14 protein-coding genes are annotated in these 17810 nt (G+C 70.0%); 7 read left to right on the plus strand and 7 right to left on the minus strand.

From position 1 onward, the window contains the following. Positions 1-32 precede the first annotated feature (32 nt). The gene (locus AU195_RS16775; protein WP_082703091.1) at positions 33-3194 is read right to left on the minus strand and encodes an ATP-binding protein; all 3162 of its coding nucleotides are present in this window, start codon (positions 3192-3194) and stop codon (positions 33-35) included. A gap of 116 nt (positions 3195-3310) precedes the next feature. On the opposite strand from AU195_RS16775, the gene AU195_RS16780 reads away from it, so the two are divergent. Both AU195_RS16780 and zwf read left to right on the plus strand, forming a co-directional pair. Beyond that, positions 3311-3865 (plus strand): hypothetical protein, encoded by a 555-nt coding sequence (locus tag AU195_RS16780; RefSeq protein WP_059160193.1) that lies wholly within the window; start codon positions 3311-3313, stop codon positions 3863-3865. A gap of 52 nt (positions 3866-3917) precedes the next feature. Next, complete coding sequence (zwf, locus tag AU195_RS16785) at positions 3918-5327, plus strand: glucose-6-phosphate dehydrogenase (protein ID WP_059160194.1); 1410 nt, start codon at positions 3918-3920, stop codon at positions 5325-5327. Between the two features lie 12 nt (positions 5328-5339). Here zwf and AU195_RS16790 read toward each other — a convergent pair whose 3' ends face one another. After that, complete coding sequence (locus AU195_RS16790) at positions 5340-5801, minus strand: lipoprotein LpqH (RefSeq protein ID WP_059160195.1); 462 nt, start codon at positions 5799-5801, stop codon at positions 5340-5342. Between the two features lie 152 nt (positions 5802-5953). Here AU195_RS16790 and AU195_RS16795 point away from each other — a divergent pair, with 152 nt between their 5' ends. From AU195_RS16795 to AU195_RS16810, 4 genes are read left to right on the plus strand one after another with little or no spacing between them, the layout of a single operon-like run. Continuing rightward, entirely contained in the window at positions 5954-6574 is a 621-nt protein-coding gene (locus AU195_RS16795) for a TIGR03085 family metal-binding protein (RefSeq protein ID WP_059160196.1), read from the plus strand. Positions 6575-6584: 10 nt separating this feature from the next. Next, positions 6585-7514, plus strand: coding sequence for an LLM class F420-dependent oxidoreductase (locus tag AU195_RS16800; RefSeq protein WP_059160208.1), 930 nt, complete (start codon positions 6585-6587; stop codon positions 7512-7514). Between the two features lie 40 nt (positions 7515-7554). Continuing rightward, entirely contained in the window at positions 7555-8031 is a 477-nt protein-coding gene (locus tag AU195_RS16805) for a hypothetical protein (RefSeq protein WP_059160197.1), read from the plus strand. A 26-nt stretch (positions 8032-8057) separates the two neighbouring features. Then, positions 8058-8573, plus strand: a complete 516-nt coding sequence (locus tag AU195_RS16810; RefSeq protein WP_059160198.1) for a hypothetical protein — start codon at positions 8058-8060, stop codon at positions 8571-8573. Between the two features lies 1 nt (position 8574). Here the strand turns inward: AU195_RS16810 and AU195_RS16815 are convergent, their stop codons facing one another. The 5 genes from AU195_RS16815 to AU195_RS16835 all read right to left on the minus strand — a co-directional run bounded on the left by AU195_RS16815 (position 8575) and on the right by AU195_RS16835 (position 15818). After that, positions 8575-10440, minus strand: coding sequence for an Hsp70 family protein (locus AU195_RS16815; RefSeq protein ID WP_059160199.1), 1866 nt, complete (start codon positions 10438-10440; stop codon positions 8575-8577). A 30-nt stretch (positions 10441-10470) separates the two neighbouring features. Beyond that, entirely contained in the window at positions 10471-11973 is a 1503-nt protein-coding gene (locus AU195_RS16820; protein ID WP_059160200.1) for a dynamin family protein, read from the minus strand. A 67-nt stretch (positions 11974-12040) separates the two neighbouring features. Then, positions 12041-13891, minus strand: a complete 1851-nt coding sequence (gene iniA, locus AU195_RS16825; protein ID WP_059160201.1) for an isoniazid-induced dynamin-like GTPase IniA — start codon at positions 13889-13891, stop codon at positions 12041-12043. Positions 13892-13986: 95 nt separating this feature from the next. Continuing rightward, entirely contained in the window at positions 13987-15036 is a 1050-nt protein-coding gene (locus tag AU195_RS16830) for an IniB N-terminal domain-containing protein (RefSeq protein WP_059160202.1), read from the minus strand. Between the two features lie 269 nt (positions 15037-15305). Further along, positions 15306-15818, minus strand: coding sequence for an Rv0340 family IniB-related protein (locus tag AU195_RS16835; RefSeq protein ID WP_059160203.1), 513 nt, complete (start codon positions 15816-15818; stop codon positions 15306-15308). A gap of 258 nt (positions 15819-16076) precedes the next feature. Between AU195_RS16835 and AU195_RS16840 the strand changes: the two genes are divergently transcribed. Next, the coding region (locus tag AU195_RS16840) for an Hsp70 family protein (RefSeq protein WP_059160204.1) at positions 16077-17810 on the plus strand (1734 nt) is incomplete at its 3' end.

The following is a 17810-nucleotide window of genomic DNA, read 5'->3' on the forward strand; positions in this document are numbered from 1 at the left end:
TGGATTTGTTCCCCGGCGCCGGACAATTGCGTTCAATCGAGGCTGTCCGCCTGCGCGACCAGCCCCTCGAACTCTGCACGTCGCGCCTCGGCGCGGAAACGGGCTGCAAGCCGGTGATGACCATCGAGATCACCGCTACGCCGCGCCAACAGCGCACGGAGCCGTAGAAGAGGCAGACGGTGTAGGACAAAGCCCGGGTCCGTCGGGACCGCCGCCAGTCGTTCGATGGCCTCTTCCGCGCGGGTGACATCATTGCGGTCGCCACGGTTCAGAAGCGCCTCGACCAACACCGCCGTCGCCGGTCCGCGGAAAATCATCTCCCCACTGGCGTACTGCTGACCCAAGACCTCGATAGACGCGGCGATTGCCTCATCGAACATCGCTCGCTCGACGTGCTCGCGTGCGAACTCGATCGCCGTCAATCGCCGGAGAGTCACTGTGAGGCCCTCCCGCTCGAGCATGTCGCGAGCCGTCGCGAGCATCTCGAGTCCCTGCCGCCTATCCCCAGCTGGGCTGTGCAGCAACGCCATCGCCCGGACCATCGTCGCGAAAGTCGTCGCCGTCACGTCTCCCGACCGACGCGCGACCTCAAGGGATTCGACCGTCAGATCGAGGTCGTCGGCGTCGGGAAGAATCGCGTGATTACCCGCGGCCGCGGCGAACTTGTAAACCTGCGCCAGGATGCGAGTGGTGGCGTCGAACGGTCGCGCCATCGCTATTCCCGCATCGATGCCCCGGCGCCAACCGCGACGACCGAGAAACATCAACGAGGCGCCGTGCAGTGTGGTCGACCAAGCGAGGGGTGAGGTGATCACCAGAGCGCCCATGGTGGTATCGCCATTGGCGAGGTCGATGACACGCTGGCTCAGCCGCAGGCTCGCCAGCGCTTCGCCTGCCTCCCACTTCGCCTGCGCGGCACCATAGAGCAACCCGACGGCCATCGCCGGAACTCCCATCGATTCGACGAGGTCGCTGAACTCCGAAGCCATGTCGGCAGCTTCGCGGTGAAACGAGTTGAAAGTCAGCGTGTTGAGATGCCCCGCCATACCGATCGCGAGAGACTTCTTGTCGCCCGCGGCCTCGGTGAGGTCGCGCAATTCGTCGAAGCCGGTATCGGCAGGAGTTCCACCCACTTGGAAAGCGCTGCCGCACAGCAGCGCACGCGGCGCAATCTGCATATCGATGCGACCGGTGTCGCTCGAGGGCATCCGGTCAGCGCACCGCTGTGCGAGTCTCCAGTTCACCCGTGCCGCCCGGATGTCGCGAGTGCCGTACCAGGTCGCCGCGCGCATATACCAACGGTAGGCGTCCTGAAGATCACCGGCCGCGTCGAACTGGGTGGCGATCAGCGAAGCTCCTTCTCCGCTGCCATCGTCGTACTCGTCCTCCAATGCTGCAGCGACTCTTCGGTGGAGCTCAGAACGGGCCGAACGCAGCTGAGACTCGTAGGCCACTTTCCGGATCAGTGGGTGCCGAAACGCGTAGTCCGCTCGCGGCGCCTCGGGTACCCGATCGACGAGTTCCGCGGAGATCAACGGACCGACTTCTGCGTCGGGAGCGATTCGCTCGAGCATCTCGATGCTGAATCGAGAGCCAATCACCGCGGCGGCATGCAGAGTGCGCTTCGCCGTAGGCATCAAGCGGTCGATGCGCGCGCCGATTGCGGCGTGCAGGCTTGCGGGAACCTCGACATCGGCCACATGGTGGTCGCAGCGGTACGCCCCTCGCACGCCCGTGATCTCGCGTCGTTCGGCGAGGTCGCGGACGATCTCCTCGGCGAAGAACGGTATTCCGCCCGAGCGCTCTGTGACGACCGCGGACAAGACTCGTACCGACGGGTCGGCCCCCAGAAGATCCTCGGTCATCACGGACATGTCGGCGTCGCCGAGTGGCCGCAGAACTATCTTGACGCGCCCTGGGATGCCCGCGAGCACACCCTGGTACTCGGGTCGGTATGTGATCACAAGCGCCGCACGGATGCCGGAGAGCGCGTGTGCGATCGCGCCGAGCATGGATTCGCTCAGGGGGTCGATCCAGTGCACGTCCTCGACGACGTAAACCGCCGGTTCGGGCCACGTGGCGACGACGTGGGTGACAAGTTCGACGACCCGCCGGCCGCGTGTGTCCGGCGTCATGTCATGAAGCGTCTCCGTCTCATCCCGTATTCCGAGAAGGTCCTCGAGGAGCAGCACGTCCTCGCGGGCCGCGTGCACGCGCCGGGCGACCTTGATGCGCGCGGCTTCGTTGTCCGCAGGGTCGAGTCCGAACATGGACCGCAGCAGACGAGTGATGACGTGGAACGCGACATCGCGGCTGTGGGACTCGCAGTAGGTGGTGACGACGGCGAAACCGCGCTCCGATGCGCTGACGAGGGTTTCCTGCGTCAGACGGGTCTTGCCGATCCCCGGCGGGCCGACGATCGTCGCGGTTGCGCCGCTGCCCGCCAGCGCGTGGTCGAGGATGCGCACGAGTTCGTGATTCTCGGCATCGCGACCGACGAGACGGGATTGACGACGGTTCCGTCGCTCGGGCGCAATCGACACCAGCGGACATGCCCACACGGTGCTCGCCGAGCCTTTCACGTGTACCGACCGGGGCTCTCCCAGCTCGAAATCTTGGGTCACCAGCAGGGCTGTGGAGCGGCTGAGCAGCACCGTGCCGGGCTCCGCGGCCGCCTCCATCCGCTGCGCCATACCGACGTGCCGGCCGATCGCGGTGTACGACAGTGGTCGGGAGCCGACGCCACCCACCACCACGACACCGGAGTTGAGTCCGACGCGAAGCCGGAAGTCGACACCGTCGCGCTGGGCGGCCCAGGCAGCCAGGGGACACACACCCGCTTGCAGGTCCAGCGCGGCCAGACAAGCTCTGCGGGCGTGGTCCTCCAGTGCCTTCGGCGCACCGAAAAGCGCCATGATCCCGTCTCCGGTGAACTGATTCAGCGTTCCGCCGTACCGGCTGACCGCGGCGCCGGCACAATCGAGCAACTCGGTCATCAACTCGCGCAACCGCTCGGCGCCCAACGACTGCGCGATGTCCATCGAGTGGACCACATCCGCGAAGAGAACGGTGACCTGCTTGTACTCGGCGAGGTCTTCTTGCGGGGTCAGCGCTGATCCACATTCGTCGCAGAATCTCGCCGTCGCGCGAAGCGCCACGCCGCAAGTCGGACACGCCGAGGATGTCGTCGCCATACCGTTCCGGGTCACCTAGGACCAACGTTCTTCAGGATAGGGCTGGGCCACCCACCTGACAGCCGGTTGGCGCGTCACTCCAGCCCCATCCGCCCCACACGCCGTAGGGTTGCGCCATGCGGGCGAGGCTGGCGGTGGCGAGCGTGCTGATGGCCGCCGCGCTGCTCACCGGGTGCCAGGGCGACACCACCGGCACCGCTGTCCGCGGCCCCGACTCGCCGACCGAGCCGACGGTCCCGACTCCCCGGCCGTCGCGCTCCTCGACGCCCGCACCGCCGCCGCGCACCCTCACCCCGGCACCGCCCAGCGCGTCGCCCGCGCCTGCGCCGGCGGCCGAGGTGCTCTCACCGCAGAACGGCTACGTGTTCATCGAGACGAGATCGGGGAAGACGCGCTGTCAGCTGTCGGCCGAGGAGGTCGGGTGCGAGGCGCAGTTCGCCGACGCCCCGGACGTCGGCGGCCTGCCGGCCAACGGTGTGCGGCTTTCGGCGGACGGGCAGGTCGAGTGGGTTCTCGGTAATCTCGGCGACATCCCGGCGGTCACCCTGGACTACCGGCGCTATTCGGCCGTGGGCTGGACCATCGACGCGGGCAGCGAGGGCACCCGCTTCAGCAACGACCGCACCCACCGCGGCATGTTCGTCTCCGTCGAACGGGTGCAGACTTTCTGACTCCTCCGTCACACCGGTTTGAAGACGCACGTCCGCCGGGCATGTTGCTTCAGTGAGCGAACAGCGGCCTGCCCCACACATTTTCGTGCTGTTCGGGGCGACCGGGGATCTGGCGAAACGCAAACTCTTCCCCGGGCTGTACCGACTGGCCGCGGCCGGACGCCTGCCCGAGGACTACGCGATCATCGGATCGGGCCGGCATTCGCCGGGCAGCGACGACGAGTTCCGCGACGCCGTGGGCGGTGGCCTGCGCGACTCGGTCGACCACATCGACGACAAGGTCCTCTCTAACCTATTGCGGCGCTTGTCCTTTCAGACCTCCGACAGTGACGACGGCGCCGATCTCGCCGGGGCGGTCAGGGCCGCGCGGACGCGACTCGGCGACGACGCCCGCACATTGATCTATCTGTCGGTCCCGCCCAGGGCGATGCAGCCGATGATCACGATGCTGGGCCGGGAACACCTCACCGACGGCGCACGCGTGGTGGTCGAGAAGCCCTTCGGCACCGACCTGGGGTCGGCACGCGAACTCGACAAGGCGCTCAAGGACGTCGTCGACGAGGATCAGGTCTATCGCATCGATCACTTCCTCGGGAAGGAGGCGGTGCAGAACATCCTGGCGGTGAGGTTCGCCAACGGTCTCATCGAACCCGCCTGGCACCGCAGCCATGTGGTGTCGGTGCAGATCGACGTGCCCGAGGAACTCTCGATCGAAGGTCGGGGCAGCTTCTACGAGTCGACGGGCTGCTTCCGCGACATGATCTCGACTCATCTGTGTCAGGTGCTCGGATTCGTCGCGATGGAACCGCCGGTGCACCTGGACCCGGTGTCGCTGCGCAACGAGAAGGCCAAGGTCTTCGAGGCCATGCGGCCGCTGGACCCTGATCGCGTGGTGTTCGGCCAGTACGACGGCTACCGCGACGAGGACGGTGTCGACGACGATTCGCAGGTCGAGACCTTCGTCGCGCTCGAGACATTCGTCGACACCGAGCGGTGGCAGGGCGTGCCGTTCTACCTGCGCACGGGCAAAGCCCTCGGCGCCACCCGCCGCACCGTCACGCTGACCTTCCGCAGCCCGCCGATGGCGCTGTTCGGCGCCGAGGACCCCCGCCCCAACCAACTGGTCCTCGAACTCACCGACTCACCCGAGTTCGAGGTGCGACTGCTGGCCAAACGCCCCGGCCCCGACCTCGCGCTGATGCCGCTCGACCTGAGCCTCGGCGTGGCCGGCGAGGGTTCCGACGACACCCCGCTCGAGGCGTACGAACGGTTGTTGCTCGACGTCATGCGCGGAGACCAGACCCTGTTCACCCGCGCCGACGAGGTGGACCGGCTCTGGCAGGTGTGTCAGCCGGTGCTCGACACACCGCCGCCGGTGCACACCTACGCCCGCGGTTCGTGGGGTCCGGAAGAGGCGTTGTCCCTGCCGGGTGCGGCGGGGTGGCGGCTTCCCGACGAGTGAGGGGCGCCGCGCTCAGCACTGCACGGTCATGGAGAAGCGCGCGGTCTGGGCGAGGTCGTGTGGGCGCGCGGTGTACACGCCGTAGGCGGTGCCGCTCAATTCGGTTGTGCGACCGTCGTTTCGGACTGTCTCGATGCTTCCCACGCCGCCCTCCCAGGCGTCACCGGTGAAGCCGCCCAGATTGCGGATCTTCACCCATTTCGCCACCGGCCGCACACCGCCGATGTCGACGACGCCGGTGATCTCCCCCGGCGGATCACCGGCTTCGACGGACAGGTATTCCTGTTGCCGTTCGCAGCGGGGCACGAGTGGCCCCACGGCGGTGTCGTTCACGGTCACGGTGGCGCGGGTGACCGGTGGTGCGGTGGACTCCTGTTCCGAACAGGCGGTGAGCCCAGCCGACAACACGAGGCTCAGCGCAGCGGCCCTGATCAGCGGCCGCCGCGATCGGACGAAGCGACGCGGATTGTCCACCGTGGGTACGGGTACCCCCTTGCGCCGCCGGTGATACCTGTCACGCCGGCCTCGACCGCGGCCGTGTCGCGGACGCGTAGCCGATCGGAGGCCGGGGTACTGCTGAACCCGATGCCCACGTTCTCTCTCGACGGACCAGATGGAGGAACACCATGACCGCCGCCCAGCGGGAACGCGCCGCGCTCGTCGAGGCCATGCGCGCCCAGGGTCCCGATGCGCCGACCCTGTGCGAGGGCTGGAAGACCCGGGACCTGGCCGCTCACCTCTACATCCGCGAGCACCGACCGGACGCGACGGCCGGGATCGCCGTCCCCGCGCTCGCGAAGTACACCGACAAGGTGCAGAACCGCACCGCCCGGTCGACCGACTGGAACGCGTTGCTGGACAGGATCGCGGCCGGGCCGCCGCTGTACTCGCCGTTCAAACTGCTCGATCCCGTCGCCAACCTCGCCGAGATGTTCATCCACTGCGAGGACGTGCGGCGCGCGCAGCCGGGCTGGGAACCGCGCACACTCGACGACGCGACGGTCACGGGTCTGACCCGCACGCTGTCGCTGATGGCCCGGCTCACCCTGGCCAAGGCGCCGGCCCGCGCGGCGTTGCGGACACCGGAGGGCAAGACGCTGGTGACCGCGGGGAAAGGGGCTCCCGTCACCGTGACCGGGCGACCCGAGGAACTGCTGCTCTTCGCCGTCGGCCGCGAGGCACGGGTCGAGTTCGAGGGCGATCCCGCCGCCGTGCGGGCGCTGCGCGACGCACCGAAGGGTCTGTAGGTTGGCCGCCGTGGATTTCCGTGTCTTCGTCGAACCGCAGCAGGGCGCCCGCTACGCCGACCAACTCGCCGTCGCCCGCGCCGCCGAACAACTGGGCTACTCGGCATTCTTCCGCTCCGACCACTACCTGGCGATGAGCGGCGACGGGCTGCCCGGGCCGACGGACTCCTGGGTGACGCTCGCGGGCATCGCCCGCGAGACATCGTCGATCCGGCTGGGCACCATGGTCACCTCGGCGACCTTCCGCCATCCCGGCCCGTTGGCGATCTCCGTCGCGCAGGTCGACGAGATGAGCGGCGGACGCGTCGAACTCGGGCTGGGTGCGGGCTGGTTCGAGGCCGAACACCAGGCGTACGCGATCCCGTTCCCGCCGCTGGGTGAACGGTTCGACCGGCTGACCGAACAACTCGACATCCTCACCGGGATGTGGGCCACGCCCGTCGGCGAGAAGTTCGACTACCGCGGCACCCACTACACCGTCGTCGACTCCCCCGCCCTGCCCAAACCGGTGCAGGCGGTGCCGCCGATCGTGATCGGCGGTCTGGGCGCCAAACGCACCCCGGCGCTGGCGGCGAAGTACGCGGGTGAGTTCAACGTCCCGTTCGTCCCCCTCGACACGTTGTGCACGCAGTTCGACCGGGTGAAGGCCGCTGTGGCCGACGCCGGACGCGAACCGGATTCGATGGTCTACTCCGCGGCCTTCGTCCTGTGCGCCGGCGCCGACGACACCGAGATCGCCCGGCGCGCCGACGCGATCGGCCGCGAGGTCGACGAGTTGCGGGGCAATTCCCCGATGGTCGGCACGCCGACGGAGATCGTCGACAAGCTCGGTCCGTTCGTCGAGGCCGGGGTGGAGCGGGTCTACCTCCAACTGCTCGACATGTCCGACCTCGACCATCTCGCACTGGTCGCCGGTCAGGTGCTGCCCCAGCTGCGCTGACCCGGCGCGCCGTGCCTGGTCGCGGTTAGGATCGGTGCCCGTGACGGGCGCCCGCGACGACGACGAGCAATCCGGCCTGCAGGCGGATGCGTCGACGCCGTGGCACCATTCGACGGGCAAAGTGCTGGGCGCGAGCATCGCCGGCATCGCCGCGTTCGCGCTGATCGTGACCGGGGTGATGTTCGCATCCCGAGAAGGGGACTCGCCGCAGGCGCCGACGGACTTCGTCGACCCGAGCTTCTCGTCGATCACCGCCAGGTCGACCTCGGTGAGCACCTCGACGACCACCACGCGCATCAGCCCGCCCCTGACCACCGACCTGGACCTCCCCCCTGCGAACCCGTCGTCGATTCCACCCCCGCCGTCGCAGACCCCGAGCTCGCAGGAGTCGTCCACGACGCGGGAAGAGGAGTCCGAGGAGGAGAGCTCGGAGCGCGAGGAAGAGCCGTCGGCGCCGACGACGACCCGCAACCGGCCCCGGCTCAACGAGACACGCACGCTTTACCCGCGTCCCTGAGCAAACGACGCCTACTATCGGAGCCCGTGGCGCGACCTCCTGAAGATCCGAACTATTCGGACGACGAGCCGACCCAGTACTCGAACGCGTACAGCGCGGAGCCGACCCAGTACGGCGACTACACCGGCGCCTACGACCAGCCGCCGCCCGAGGAACCACAGCCGTGGTACCGCAAACCGGGCGCCCTGGTCGCGCTCGGCGCGATCGCGGCGCTGCTGGTGGCGCTGATCATCTGGCTCATCGTGCAGTTGGTGTCGGGTGACGACTCGCCGTCCGAATCCACCACGACGACGACCACCACGACGTCCGAAGCGCCCTCGGTGGTTCCTCCGCAGACGGTGACCGAGTCGCCGGCGGAGACGACCACGGCGCCGGAGGAGACCACTGCGCCGGAGACGACGACCACCACGACGCCGCCCCCGACCACGACGACTACGACGGCGCCGACCACGACCACGACGCCTCCGCCCACCACGACGGTGGAGACGAGCACGAGCACGGTGACGATCACGGTCCCGACGCTGGTCCCGCCGGGCGGCTGACCTAGCAGACGGTTTCGGCGTCCGGCACGCACTCCGGCTGGGGCTCGACCGTGGGCTCCGCTGACGGCTGCGGCGCGGGCTCCTGCGTCGGCTGCGGTGCGGCAGTGGGTTCCGGCGTCGGCTCCGGTGCGGGCTCCTGCGTCGGTTCCGGTGCGGGTTCCTGCGTCGGTTCCGGCTCCGGCGCGGGTTCCTGCGTCGGCTCCGGTGCGGGTTCCGGCTCAGGTGCGGGCTCGGGTGCGGGTGCGGGTGCGGGCGCGGGCTGCGACGGTGCGGGCCGCGGCAGCGTGAACTCCGGCAGCGGGAGCCGCGGCAGACCCATCGACGGCGCAGGCGCAGGCGCCGGAGGAGCAGCGGGCACCGGGGCTCGCGGTGCGGGCGCGGGAGCAGGTCCCGCGGGCCGCGGCGCCACCTGCTTCGACGCCACCCGCCGCTCGGCCGCGGTGTTCGGGCTCCGCGGCGACGATGGCTGGACCGCCCTGGGCGCAGGTGCCGGTGCGGCGGCAGCCACGCGCTCGGTGACCGCCGGTGCAGGCGCCCCCTGCTGCGGGGCCTCGACCTGCTGGGCCGGTTGTTCGATCGGCTGCGACGCCACCGGGGCGGTGATCTCCGACGCGCCGGCCTGCACGGCCTCCGCGTCGCCGGTCTGCGAGGTGAGGATCAGACCCGTCGCTGCCAGGGCCGCCAGACAGGCCGCGCCGGCGAACAGCGCCCCCGGCTTGCGGTACCACGGCGAGCCCTGCGGGGAGTCCTCGACCGGTGCCTGGTCGAAGTGGATCCCGGGCCGGGCCATCGCGGCGTCGTAGACCGGCTGCACGTACTGTGTCGCCGCGTCGAAGTCGACGGTCTCGGCGGACCAGGCCAGCGGTATCGCGGCCTCGGTCGCGGGCGCGTCGCTCGCGAAGGCGTCGGGCACGGGGGCGATCGTGGTGACCGCATCCAGCTCCCGTCCGCGGGATGCGATCAGTTCCGCACCCGCGGCCGCGGCGACCTGCGCGTAGGGGCCGGTGATCACCGGTTGCCGCAGCGCCTCCGAAAGACGTTGCGTGACAAGCGGTATGCGCGCACCACCACCGACTGTGGCGACCGCGGCGAGCTGCGCGGGGACCACGCCGTTGCGGTGCAGCACGTCGATGACGGCGTCCACGAACCCGGCGAGCGGGCCGACCAGCAGCGATTCGAGCTCCGGCCGGGTCAGCCGCACGTCGACGTGTGGACCGGTCAGCGCCGTCGCGGTGTGCACGGACAGCCGCTCCTTGGCGGTGCGTGACTCCTCGCGCAATGCGTGCAGCGACGCGACCGCCGACGTCCCGCTCGGGTCCACCTCGAGATCGGCGAGCACGTGCTGCAGCACCGCCTGGTCGATCAGGTCTCCGGAGAAGTCGTCGTAGCGGACGGTCTCCCCGATCACTCGGAACCCGTCGCCCGCGTCGGCCAGCGTGATGCTGGTGCCGCTCGCCCCGAAATCGCACAGGGCGACAATTCCCCGCGCGGGCAGTCCGGGGTTGGCCTGCAGCGCGGTGAGCGCCGCGACGGCATCCGAGACGACGGTCAGCTGCGGCACCACGGCGCGCAACGCCGCCACCGCCGTCGGCGGCCAGTGCGCGGGCACGGCCACGGCCGCCGTGTCGGGCCGCCGGTAGGGGTGGGCGGCGCGGGTGATCGCCTCGATCGCGGCGGCGGCGAGCTGCCCGCCGTAGTGGGCCGATCCGTCGGGCGCGATCAGGGGCACGGGATCGCCGACGCGATCCACGAAACCGGTGATCGTCGACCCGCCCAGCGTGAGCACCGCGGGACGGATGAGCGGGCGTCCGTCGGCGACGGCGACAAGGTTGGCCGCGCCGAGGGATACCCCGAGAGAAATGCGCATACCTCTTTGTCGTCGCCGCGCGGTCAAACGTTAGGCGAATCCACGACCTTTCGCCGCGTACGACGCGACCAGTGCTTCGGCACTGCGGACCGCCGCCCGGCAGGCCCTCGCGGTGAACGGATCGTTGAGTGGATGCTCGGCACGCCTGCGCCACCGCTGCGCCGCGGCGAACGCCGCGCGTGGCCCGTCGTAGGGATCCTCGGGCTGCAGCCCCAGCCGGCTCGCCGCATCGGTGCCCGAGCCGCCGATCAGCCGCCGAAGCGACGCCATTTCGTCGTCGGTCAGGGTCGTCGCCCTCGAACGCAGCTGGCTCAGCAACCGGAGCTCCTCGAACGCGTGGGTGTCGGCGAGAAGCGGATCGATGTCGGCGATGATGTACGGCGTCGCGTAGATCGGGTTGAGCTGGACGAACTGCCGCAGCGACAGCAGCGCAGTATGCGCCTTGAGCAGGTCCGATCGCTGCGCGAACTGCTGGTCGATCACGTCGCGCAACGCCACCAGGCCGCTGCGTTCGAGCAGTTCGTCGGCCAGCGCCACCGAATCCTTCACCCCGGCGCGCAACACGGCGATCGAGATGCGGACACCGAACATGCCGAACCGGTCCAGCAGCGCGGCCCGGGTCGCCGCGTCGACGGGCAACGGACTGTCCTCACGGACGAACCGGTCCACCGACAGCATGGCCTTCGCCAATTCGGCGGGGTCCACGCCGGCGAGCTTCTCCAGCGCGACGAACTCGCTCTGGCGCAGTGTTCGCGCGGTCAGCGCGAGCAGCCCGGACACCGGCACGACGGCCTGGCAGATGCCCGTGCGGTCCATCTCCCCGGTGAACCGGGTGGCGACGTCCTTGGCCGAGAGCATCGCGTCGATGCGCCCGGCGCCGATCTCGTCGGCGCGCGAGGCCACCCCGATGACGCCGAGCGCCCCCGACGAGCCGCCGACCAGTTCACCGATCTGCTTGAGCAGCGCGATGTCGGCGGCGTTGAGCGTGCGGAGCAGGAAGACCACGGCGTCGACCCGCGGCACCCCGTCGTCGGGCACCAGCAGCCGCAGCGTGCGTGCCGACACGTCGCGGGACAGCGACGACGTTCCCGGGGTGTCGATGATCGTCGCGTCGATCAGTTCGGCGGCCGGCCACTCCACGTCGAGGTCGAGCACGTCGTTCGGGTCGAGCCTGGCGAGGTCGAAGGTCAGGCCCCGCTCGTGCGGATCGCGGGCGATCGGCACATTCGAGCGCCGGCCGCCGCGGTGGTTGGCGGTCACCTTCGGGGTGGGTCCGTGGCGGAACCACGTGACGATGCGGGTGGCCTCGGTGGCGTCGGTGGGGGCGATCTCCTCGCCGACGAGCGCGTTGACGAGCGTCGACTTACCGGCCTTCAGCGTGCCGGCCAGCGCGATGCGGATCGGCTGGTTCAGCCGCGCGCCGATGCGCTCGAGTTCGTTGTGCACGTCGGGGCGCTGGCGGTATGCCGGATCGTCCCGGTAGGCCGCGATGGTGCCGCCCAGGATCGCGCGCACGTGGTCGCTTGTGCTCAGGGTTTGCCCAGTCCGTTCCAGTTACCCGACTGCTGACCCATTGAGCTTGCCAGACCCCGCCCGTGGGTCAGGGGGCGGCGACCGGCGCAGCGGCCGGTGTGGCGAGCTTCTCGGCATGCTCGATGACCTGCCGCAGGATGTTGAGCTGCCGTCGCAGCTCCTTGGTGCGGGCGTTGCGTTCGGACTCCTCGAGCTTGGCCGCGGCGATCGTCGCCTGCAGCGATTCGTTGAGTGAGCGGGTCGTCTGGTTGGCGATCTCGCGGTAGTGGTCGCGCAGTTGGCGTTGGATGCCCTTGAGCCGGTCGCGGGACTCCTTGCCGACCACGAACGCCACGTCGTCGACGAACCGCCGCACGTTGGTCTTCGCCTCGCTGCGCACCCGCAGCATCCGGTTCTCCATGTCCTCCTTGTAGGCCTTGCGGCCGAGGACGAAGCCGGCCCCGAGCGACAGCGGGTTGAACATGCCGAGCCCGGCGAACGACGTCAGCATGCCGAACATCAGCACGCCGCCGTACGAGCCGCGCATCCCGGTGACGATCTTGTGGCCCATCTTGAGCGGTTTGGCCTCCAGGTGCGCCAGCGACCGGAATTCGCCGAACTCCGCCCCCATCTCCCTGGCGTCGATCGCGGGCATCCGCACCGCATCCAGCCCGGCCTCCATGAACGTGCGGGCGACCTCGGCGGCCAGCGCCTCCGCCCGTTGATAGGCCCACACGAAGTTGTCGCCGACGGCGGTCGCCACGGCGTCTTCGAGTTCGGCCCCGATCTCGGCCCAGTGCAGCGTCGGATCGCCGGAGTCGATGACCCGTTCGGTGTGGAAGGTGATGTTGCGGAAACGCTGCCGCAGGTCGTGGTCGACGTCGGCGGTCAGGTCGGCGATGCCGTCGTTGAGCACCTGCTGCCACAGCGCCGTCTGCTGCAGCGCCTCCTCCGCCTCCTTCTTGCGACGCTCGAGGTCGGCGGTCAGGGTGCCGCCCGCCTGTGGGTCGTCGAGCGCGGACAGTTCCGACTGCACCGCCATCGCGAGGTGTTCGGCCGCGGCGCGGATCTCGCCGACCACCTGATCGCGGACGCGGTCGCTGTTGCGGGAGAGCACCTGCTCGGAAAGGAACTTCACGATCGCCGGGAAGTTGGACTCCTCGTTGAGTTCCTTGTCGTTGAGCTGGACGGCGTGGCTGCGCAGCGTCGACGACGCGGGGATCACCGGGGTGGCGACACCGGCGCGGTGCAGGTGCGCGGCGTTGGCGTCGAGGACCTGACGCCAGTGCGGATACAGGTCGGTCTTGGTCGCGACGATCGCGGCGACCGGGCAGATCTCCAGCGCCTGCCGGATGAACGTCATCTCCGGCTCGGTGAACTCCTGGCTGGTGTCGCTGATCATCAGCATCGCGTCGGCATCGGGCAGCAGGCCGAGCGTCGCCGACAGGTGGGGTTGGCCGTGGCCGCCGACGCCCGGGGTGTCGACGAACGCCAGGCCGCCCTTGAGCAGCGGGCTGGGCACCGTCACCTCGACGCGCAGCACCTCGCGCCCGCCGGCCTGCGGTGCCCGGCGCAGATCCTTGCCGAGGTCGGTGGTCGGGATCTCGACGAGCTCGGGTTCCTCGCCCTCGGGCCGCGCCACCACCAACCGCGCCGATGGCTGTTCGGCGTAGGACACGACGGTGGCCAGCACCGTCGACTCGTCGTCGCCGACGCGGGCGACCGGCATGTTGAGCAGCGAGTTGAGCAGCATGCTCTTGCCCTGTTTGAGCTGCCCGGCGATCACCACCCGGATCTGGGGGTCGCCGATGCGGGTGCGGGCGCGCGCCAGCCGCGCCACCAGGTCGCCGCGGTCCTGGGTCTCGGCGATCTTGGTGGTGTGCTCGATCAGCTCACCGATGACGCGGCGCGCATCGGCGGTCTTCGCCGGCTGGCTCATGACGCCCTTCTCTCACGCGGAGTTGTTCTCACGGTAAGCGCGCGAACTGGCGGGGACCATGTCGGTCCCCGCCAGTCGCGCTATCCGGTTGTCGGTCAGAACGCGTCCAGACCGGTGTTGGTGTCGTTGTTCGAGGCGACGTCGGTGTCGAACCCGGTGTCGTTGCCCGAGAACAGGCTCGTGTTGGTCTCGTTGCCCGAGCCGATCGCGGTGTCGTTGCCGGAGCCGATGTTCGACTCGTAGCTCGAGGAGTTGTCCTCGATCGAGCTCTCGGTCGAGGTCGAGGTGTTGGTCTCCACCGAGGTGTTGACCGAGTTGTCCTCGACGTTGTCGCTGCCGTAGTCGCCGTCGATCTGCGTGCCGGCGTTGACGTCGTTGTCGGTGATGATGATGCCGCCACCGTTGCCGCCGTCACCGCCGACCGCGTTGCCGCCGCCGATCCCGATCAGGCTGCCGCCGCCGTCGGCGCCGCCGCCGTTGCCGCCGCTGGTGTCGACGTCGTTGAGCACCGGGGCGTCGTTGTCGGCGATCAGGTCGCCACCCGCGGTCTGCGAGTTGTCCTCGACCTCGTTGTCCTTGCCGACGACCACGTTGGAGCCGGAGCCGGCGAGGATGTCGCCGTTGTTCATCGTGTTGCCGTCACCGAGCGCCGCGCCGTCACCGCTGACGATGTCGCCGTCGTTGTCGCCGGCGACTACCACGCCGCCGTCGGTGGCGGTGTTGGAGGTCTTGTCGCCCAGGGTGATGTCACCGAAGCCGAGGTTGAAGGCACCGTTCTGGGCGTTGGCGCCGGCGTCCTGGATGGGGCTGGCGACCGGCACGTTGTTCCCGCTGAGCAGGTCGGTGTCGTTGCGGCTGGCGAACTCGGTGGTCGGCGCGAACGAGGTCTGCGGCGAGAACGGCGAGGCGAAGTTCGAGGCGAGCTGGTGGTGGTCGGCGACCGCCCGCTGCAGGCCGACGATCGGGTCGCCGCCGCCGAGTGCGTAGCCGGCGGGAGCGGCCGTGGCGGCCACCGACGCCAGCTGCGCGGCGGTCACGTTCGGCAGGCCCGCGTCGCGCAGAGCGCCGTCCGGGTCGACGACGAAGGACGCCGCCGAGGCCGGGTTGCGGAACAGATCGAGGATGAAGTCGATGATGCTGGTCATGTGACTGCCTTTCTGTCTTCCCGGGTTCCGGGGAGGTTGTCTCGCCGGCCCTCCGGCGATCTGGACACCACGTTATGGAGTTCGCGACACCCGGCAAACGGGGTTGCCACCCCTGCCTCGTCAGCGCGAGTAGGGGGTGAGCTCCCCACCCGGTTAGGGGATTAGGGGGTACATCAGGGGATTGCGGGAAGAACGGAATATCTGCAGTTCAAACGCCAAAAACCCGCGCGGATGGGAATCCGCGCGGGTTTGGGTGGAGCTGAGCGAGGTCAGTCGAACAGGTCGAACCCGGGGGCGTGGTCGGCCGGCTGCTCCGCGTCGAGCGCCGCGCCCCACACGTCGTCGAGGCTGGTGCCCGCAGGCGCCGCATCGTCGATCACCGGGTCGGCGAACTGCGGCGATGCCGTGTCGACCAGGGCGTCGGGTGAGGTGAGCGCGTCGACGGCCGGATCGAACGCGTCGCTGGTGTCGATGACGGCGGATGCGGTGTCGATGACAGCCGCTGCCGGCGCCGGGTCGGCGAACGCGTCGAAGGCGGCGGTGGCGGCGCCGCTGGACCACACGTTGCCCGCGGCCTCCGCACCGAAGGGGTCCAGGCCGGTCGACGGCGTGGCCATCGGCATGGACTCCGTCACCACCGGAATGAGATTGTCGACGTCGACGCTGGTCACGTCGGTCAGCTGCGCGTCGGCGATGGCGGCGGCCGGATCGGCTGCGTAGCGTGCGGCCGCGTCGGGGTCCCGCACCAGCGACATCACGAAGTCGAGTAGCGAGTTAGCCATCGAGCACCCTTTTCCATTACCGATCCCATGACGAATCGTGACGTTGTCTTGTCCATGCGGGTCGGGAGCCAGTCCCCCGACTGCTTGTCACGATGCTATGCACGCCGGGCGCCGGCGGGATCGGTGCACAGCCCACTCCCGACCCCGGGCCGTTAGGGGGTTCGTCGTTAGGGGGTCCACGCCACTAGGGGGATGTCCCGAGGATGCCGGGGCTCCGGCGTTATTGTGGTCACCGGTCCAGACAGGAGACAAGCCACCATGACCGAACCCCTCGGGTTGTCGATCGGGATGACGAACCTGGTGGCGGCCCGCGTTGGCCGCCCGCCGGTGATCCGACGCGCCATCCTCACCCTGTTCGCCGACCGGGCTCCCGAGGTGGGTGTGCCCGGTGAATGGTCGGCGAACCCCAACGAACCCGGCCTCGTGCTGAGCGGTTTCGTCGACCGGGTCGGCGATCCGGTCCCGCTCGTCGCCGCCGACGGTTCGGCGCACCGCGGGGAGTTGGTGCTCGCCGAGGCGCTCGACGCCATGGCCCGCACGGTCGACGGTGGGTCGCCGATCGCGATCGCGGTCCCCGCCCACTGGGGCCCGGGCACGGTCGGGGCGCTTCGCGGCGCGCTGCGCAACCGGCCGAACCTCGCACCGCACGGCGTGCCCGCCGCGCTGATCCCCGACTCGACCGCCGCGCTCGCCGCGCTGCAGGCCGCGCCCGGGCTGCCCGACCAGGGTGTCGTCGTCCTCGTCGACCTCGGTGGCAGCGGCAGCAGCATCTCGCTGGCGGACGCGGGCGCCAACCTCGACGCCGTCGGCCAGACCGTGCGGTACCCGGAATTCTCGGGCGACGCGATCGACCAGGCCCTGCTCAACCACGTGCTGGTCGGCATCGCCGATGCCGGGTCGGCCGATCCGGCGGGCACCGCCGCGGTCGGTTCACTCGCCCGCCTGCGCGACGCGTGCCGCCAGGCCAAGGAGCGGCTGTCGGCCGAGACCGCGACCGCGGTGCCGGTGGAACTGCCCGGCGTTCAGTCGGACATCCGGGTGACGCGTCCCGAACTCGAGCAGCTGATCTCCGAACCCCTCGGCGGGCTGCTGAACGCCATCGAGGACACGTTGCAGCGCAACCAGATTCCCGTGGCGAACGTGACCGCGGTGGCGACGGTCGGTGGCGGGGCGGCCATCCCGCTGGTCACCCAGCGGCTGTCCGAGCACCTGCGGGCGCCGGTCGTCACGACGCCGGAGTCGCAGCTCAACGTCGCGGCCGGCGCGGCGCTGGTGGCCAATCAGAGCGCGGACGCCGACGCTCCGACCGGGATGGCCGCGGCCGCCGACGCCGCGACGAGCATGGGTCCTGCGGCGTGGGCCGCGGGAGCGGCAGGCCTGGCCGCGGGTGCGGCCGCCGCGGACGGGGCCTCGTCGGCGACGTTCCGCGCGCTGGCCTGGTCGCAGGACGACGCGCCCGCCGGTGAACCGGTGCCCTACGCCGGCGCGGACTACGACCCGTCCGCGACCGGTGCGCGTCCGCCGGTGGCATTCGCACCGGACGACGCCGGATACGGGACCGGTTACGACGACGAGCCGGGACCGCTGCCCTGGTACAAGCGCCCGCCCGTGCTGTTCGGTGCGGCCGCTGCGGCGGTGGTGCTGGCGCTCGGCGGGTTGGCGGTCACGCTGACCGGCAACGAAGGCGATTCGACGCCGGTGACCGAGACCGCGACGACGGTGTCGATGGAGCCGTCGCCGCAGGCCCCGCCTCCGCCGGTCACCACCGTGACCATCGGCCCCGACGGCGTCGCGACCACCACGGTGAGCCAGCCGCCGCCTCCCCCACCGCCGACGACGACGACGCAGACCACGACCACCACCCAGCCGACCACGACGACCACCACGCAGCAGACCACAACGACGACCCAACCGACCACGACCACCACGCGGCCGACCACGACCCAGCCGCCCACGACGACGCAGCCGCCGCCGACCACCACGGTCGCGCCC

This window comes from Mycobacterium sp. IS-1496 (genome assembly GCF_001499995.1).
Taxonomy (GTDB): domain Bacteria; phylum Actinomycetota; class Actinomycetes; order Mycobacteriales; family Mycobacteriaceae; genus Mycobacterium.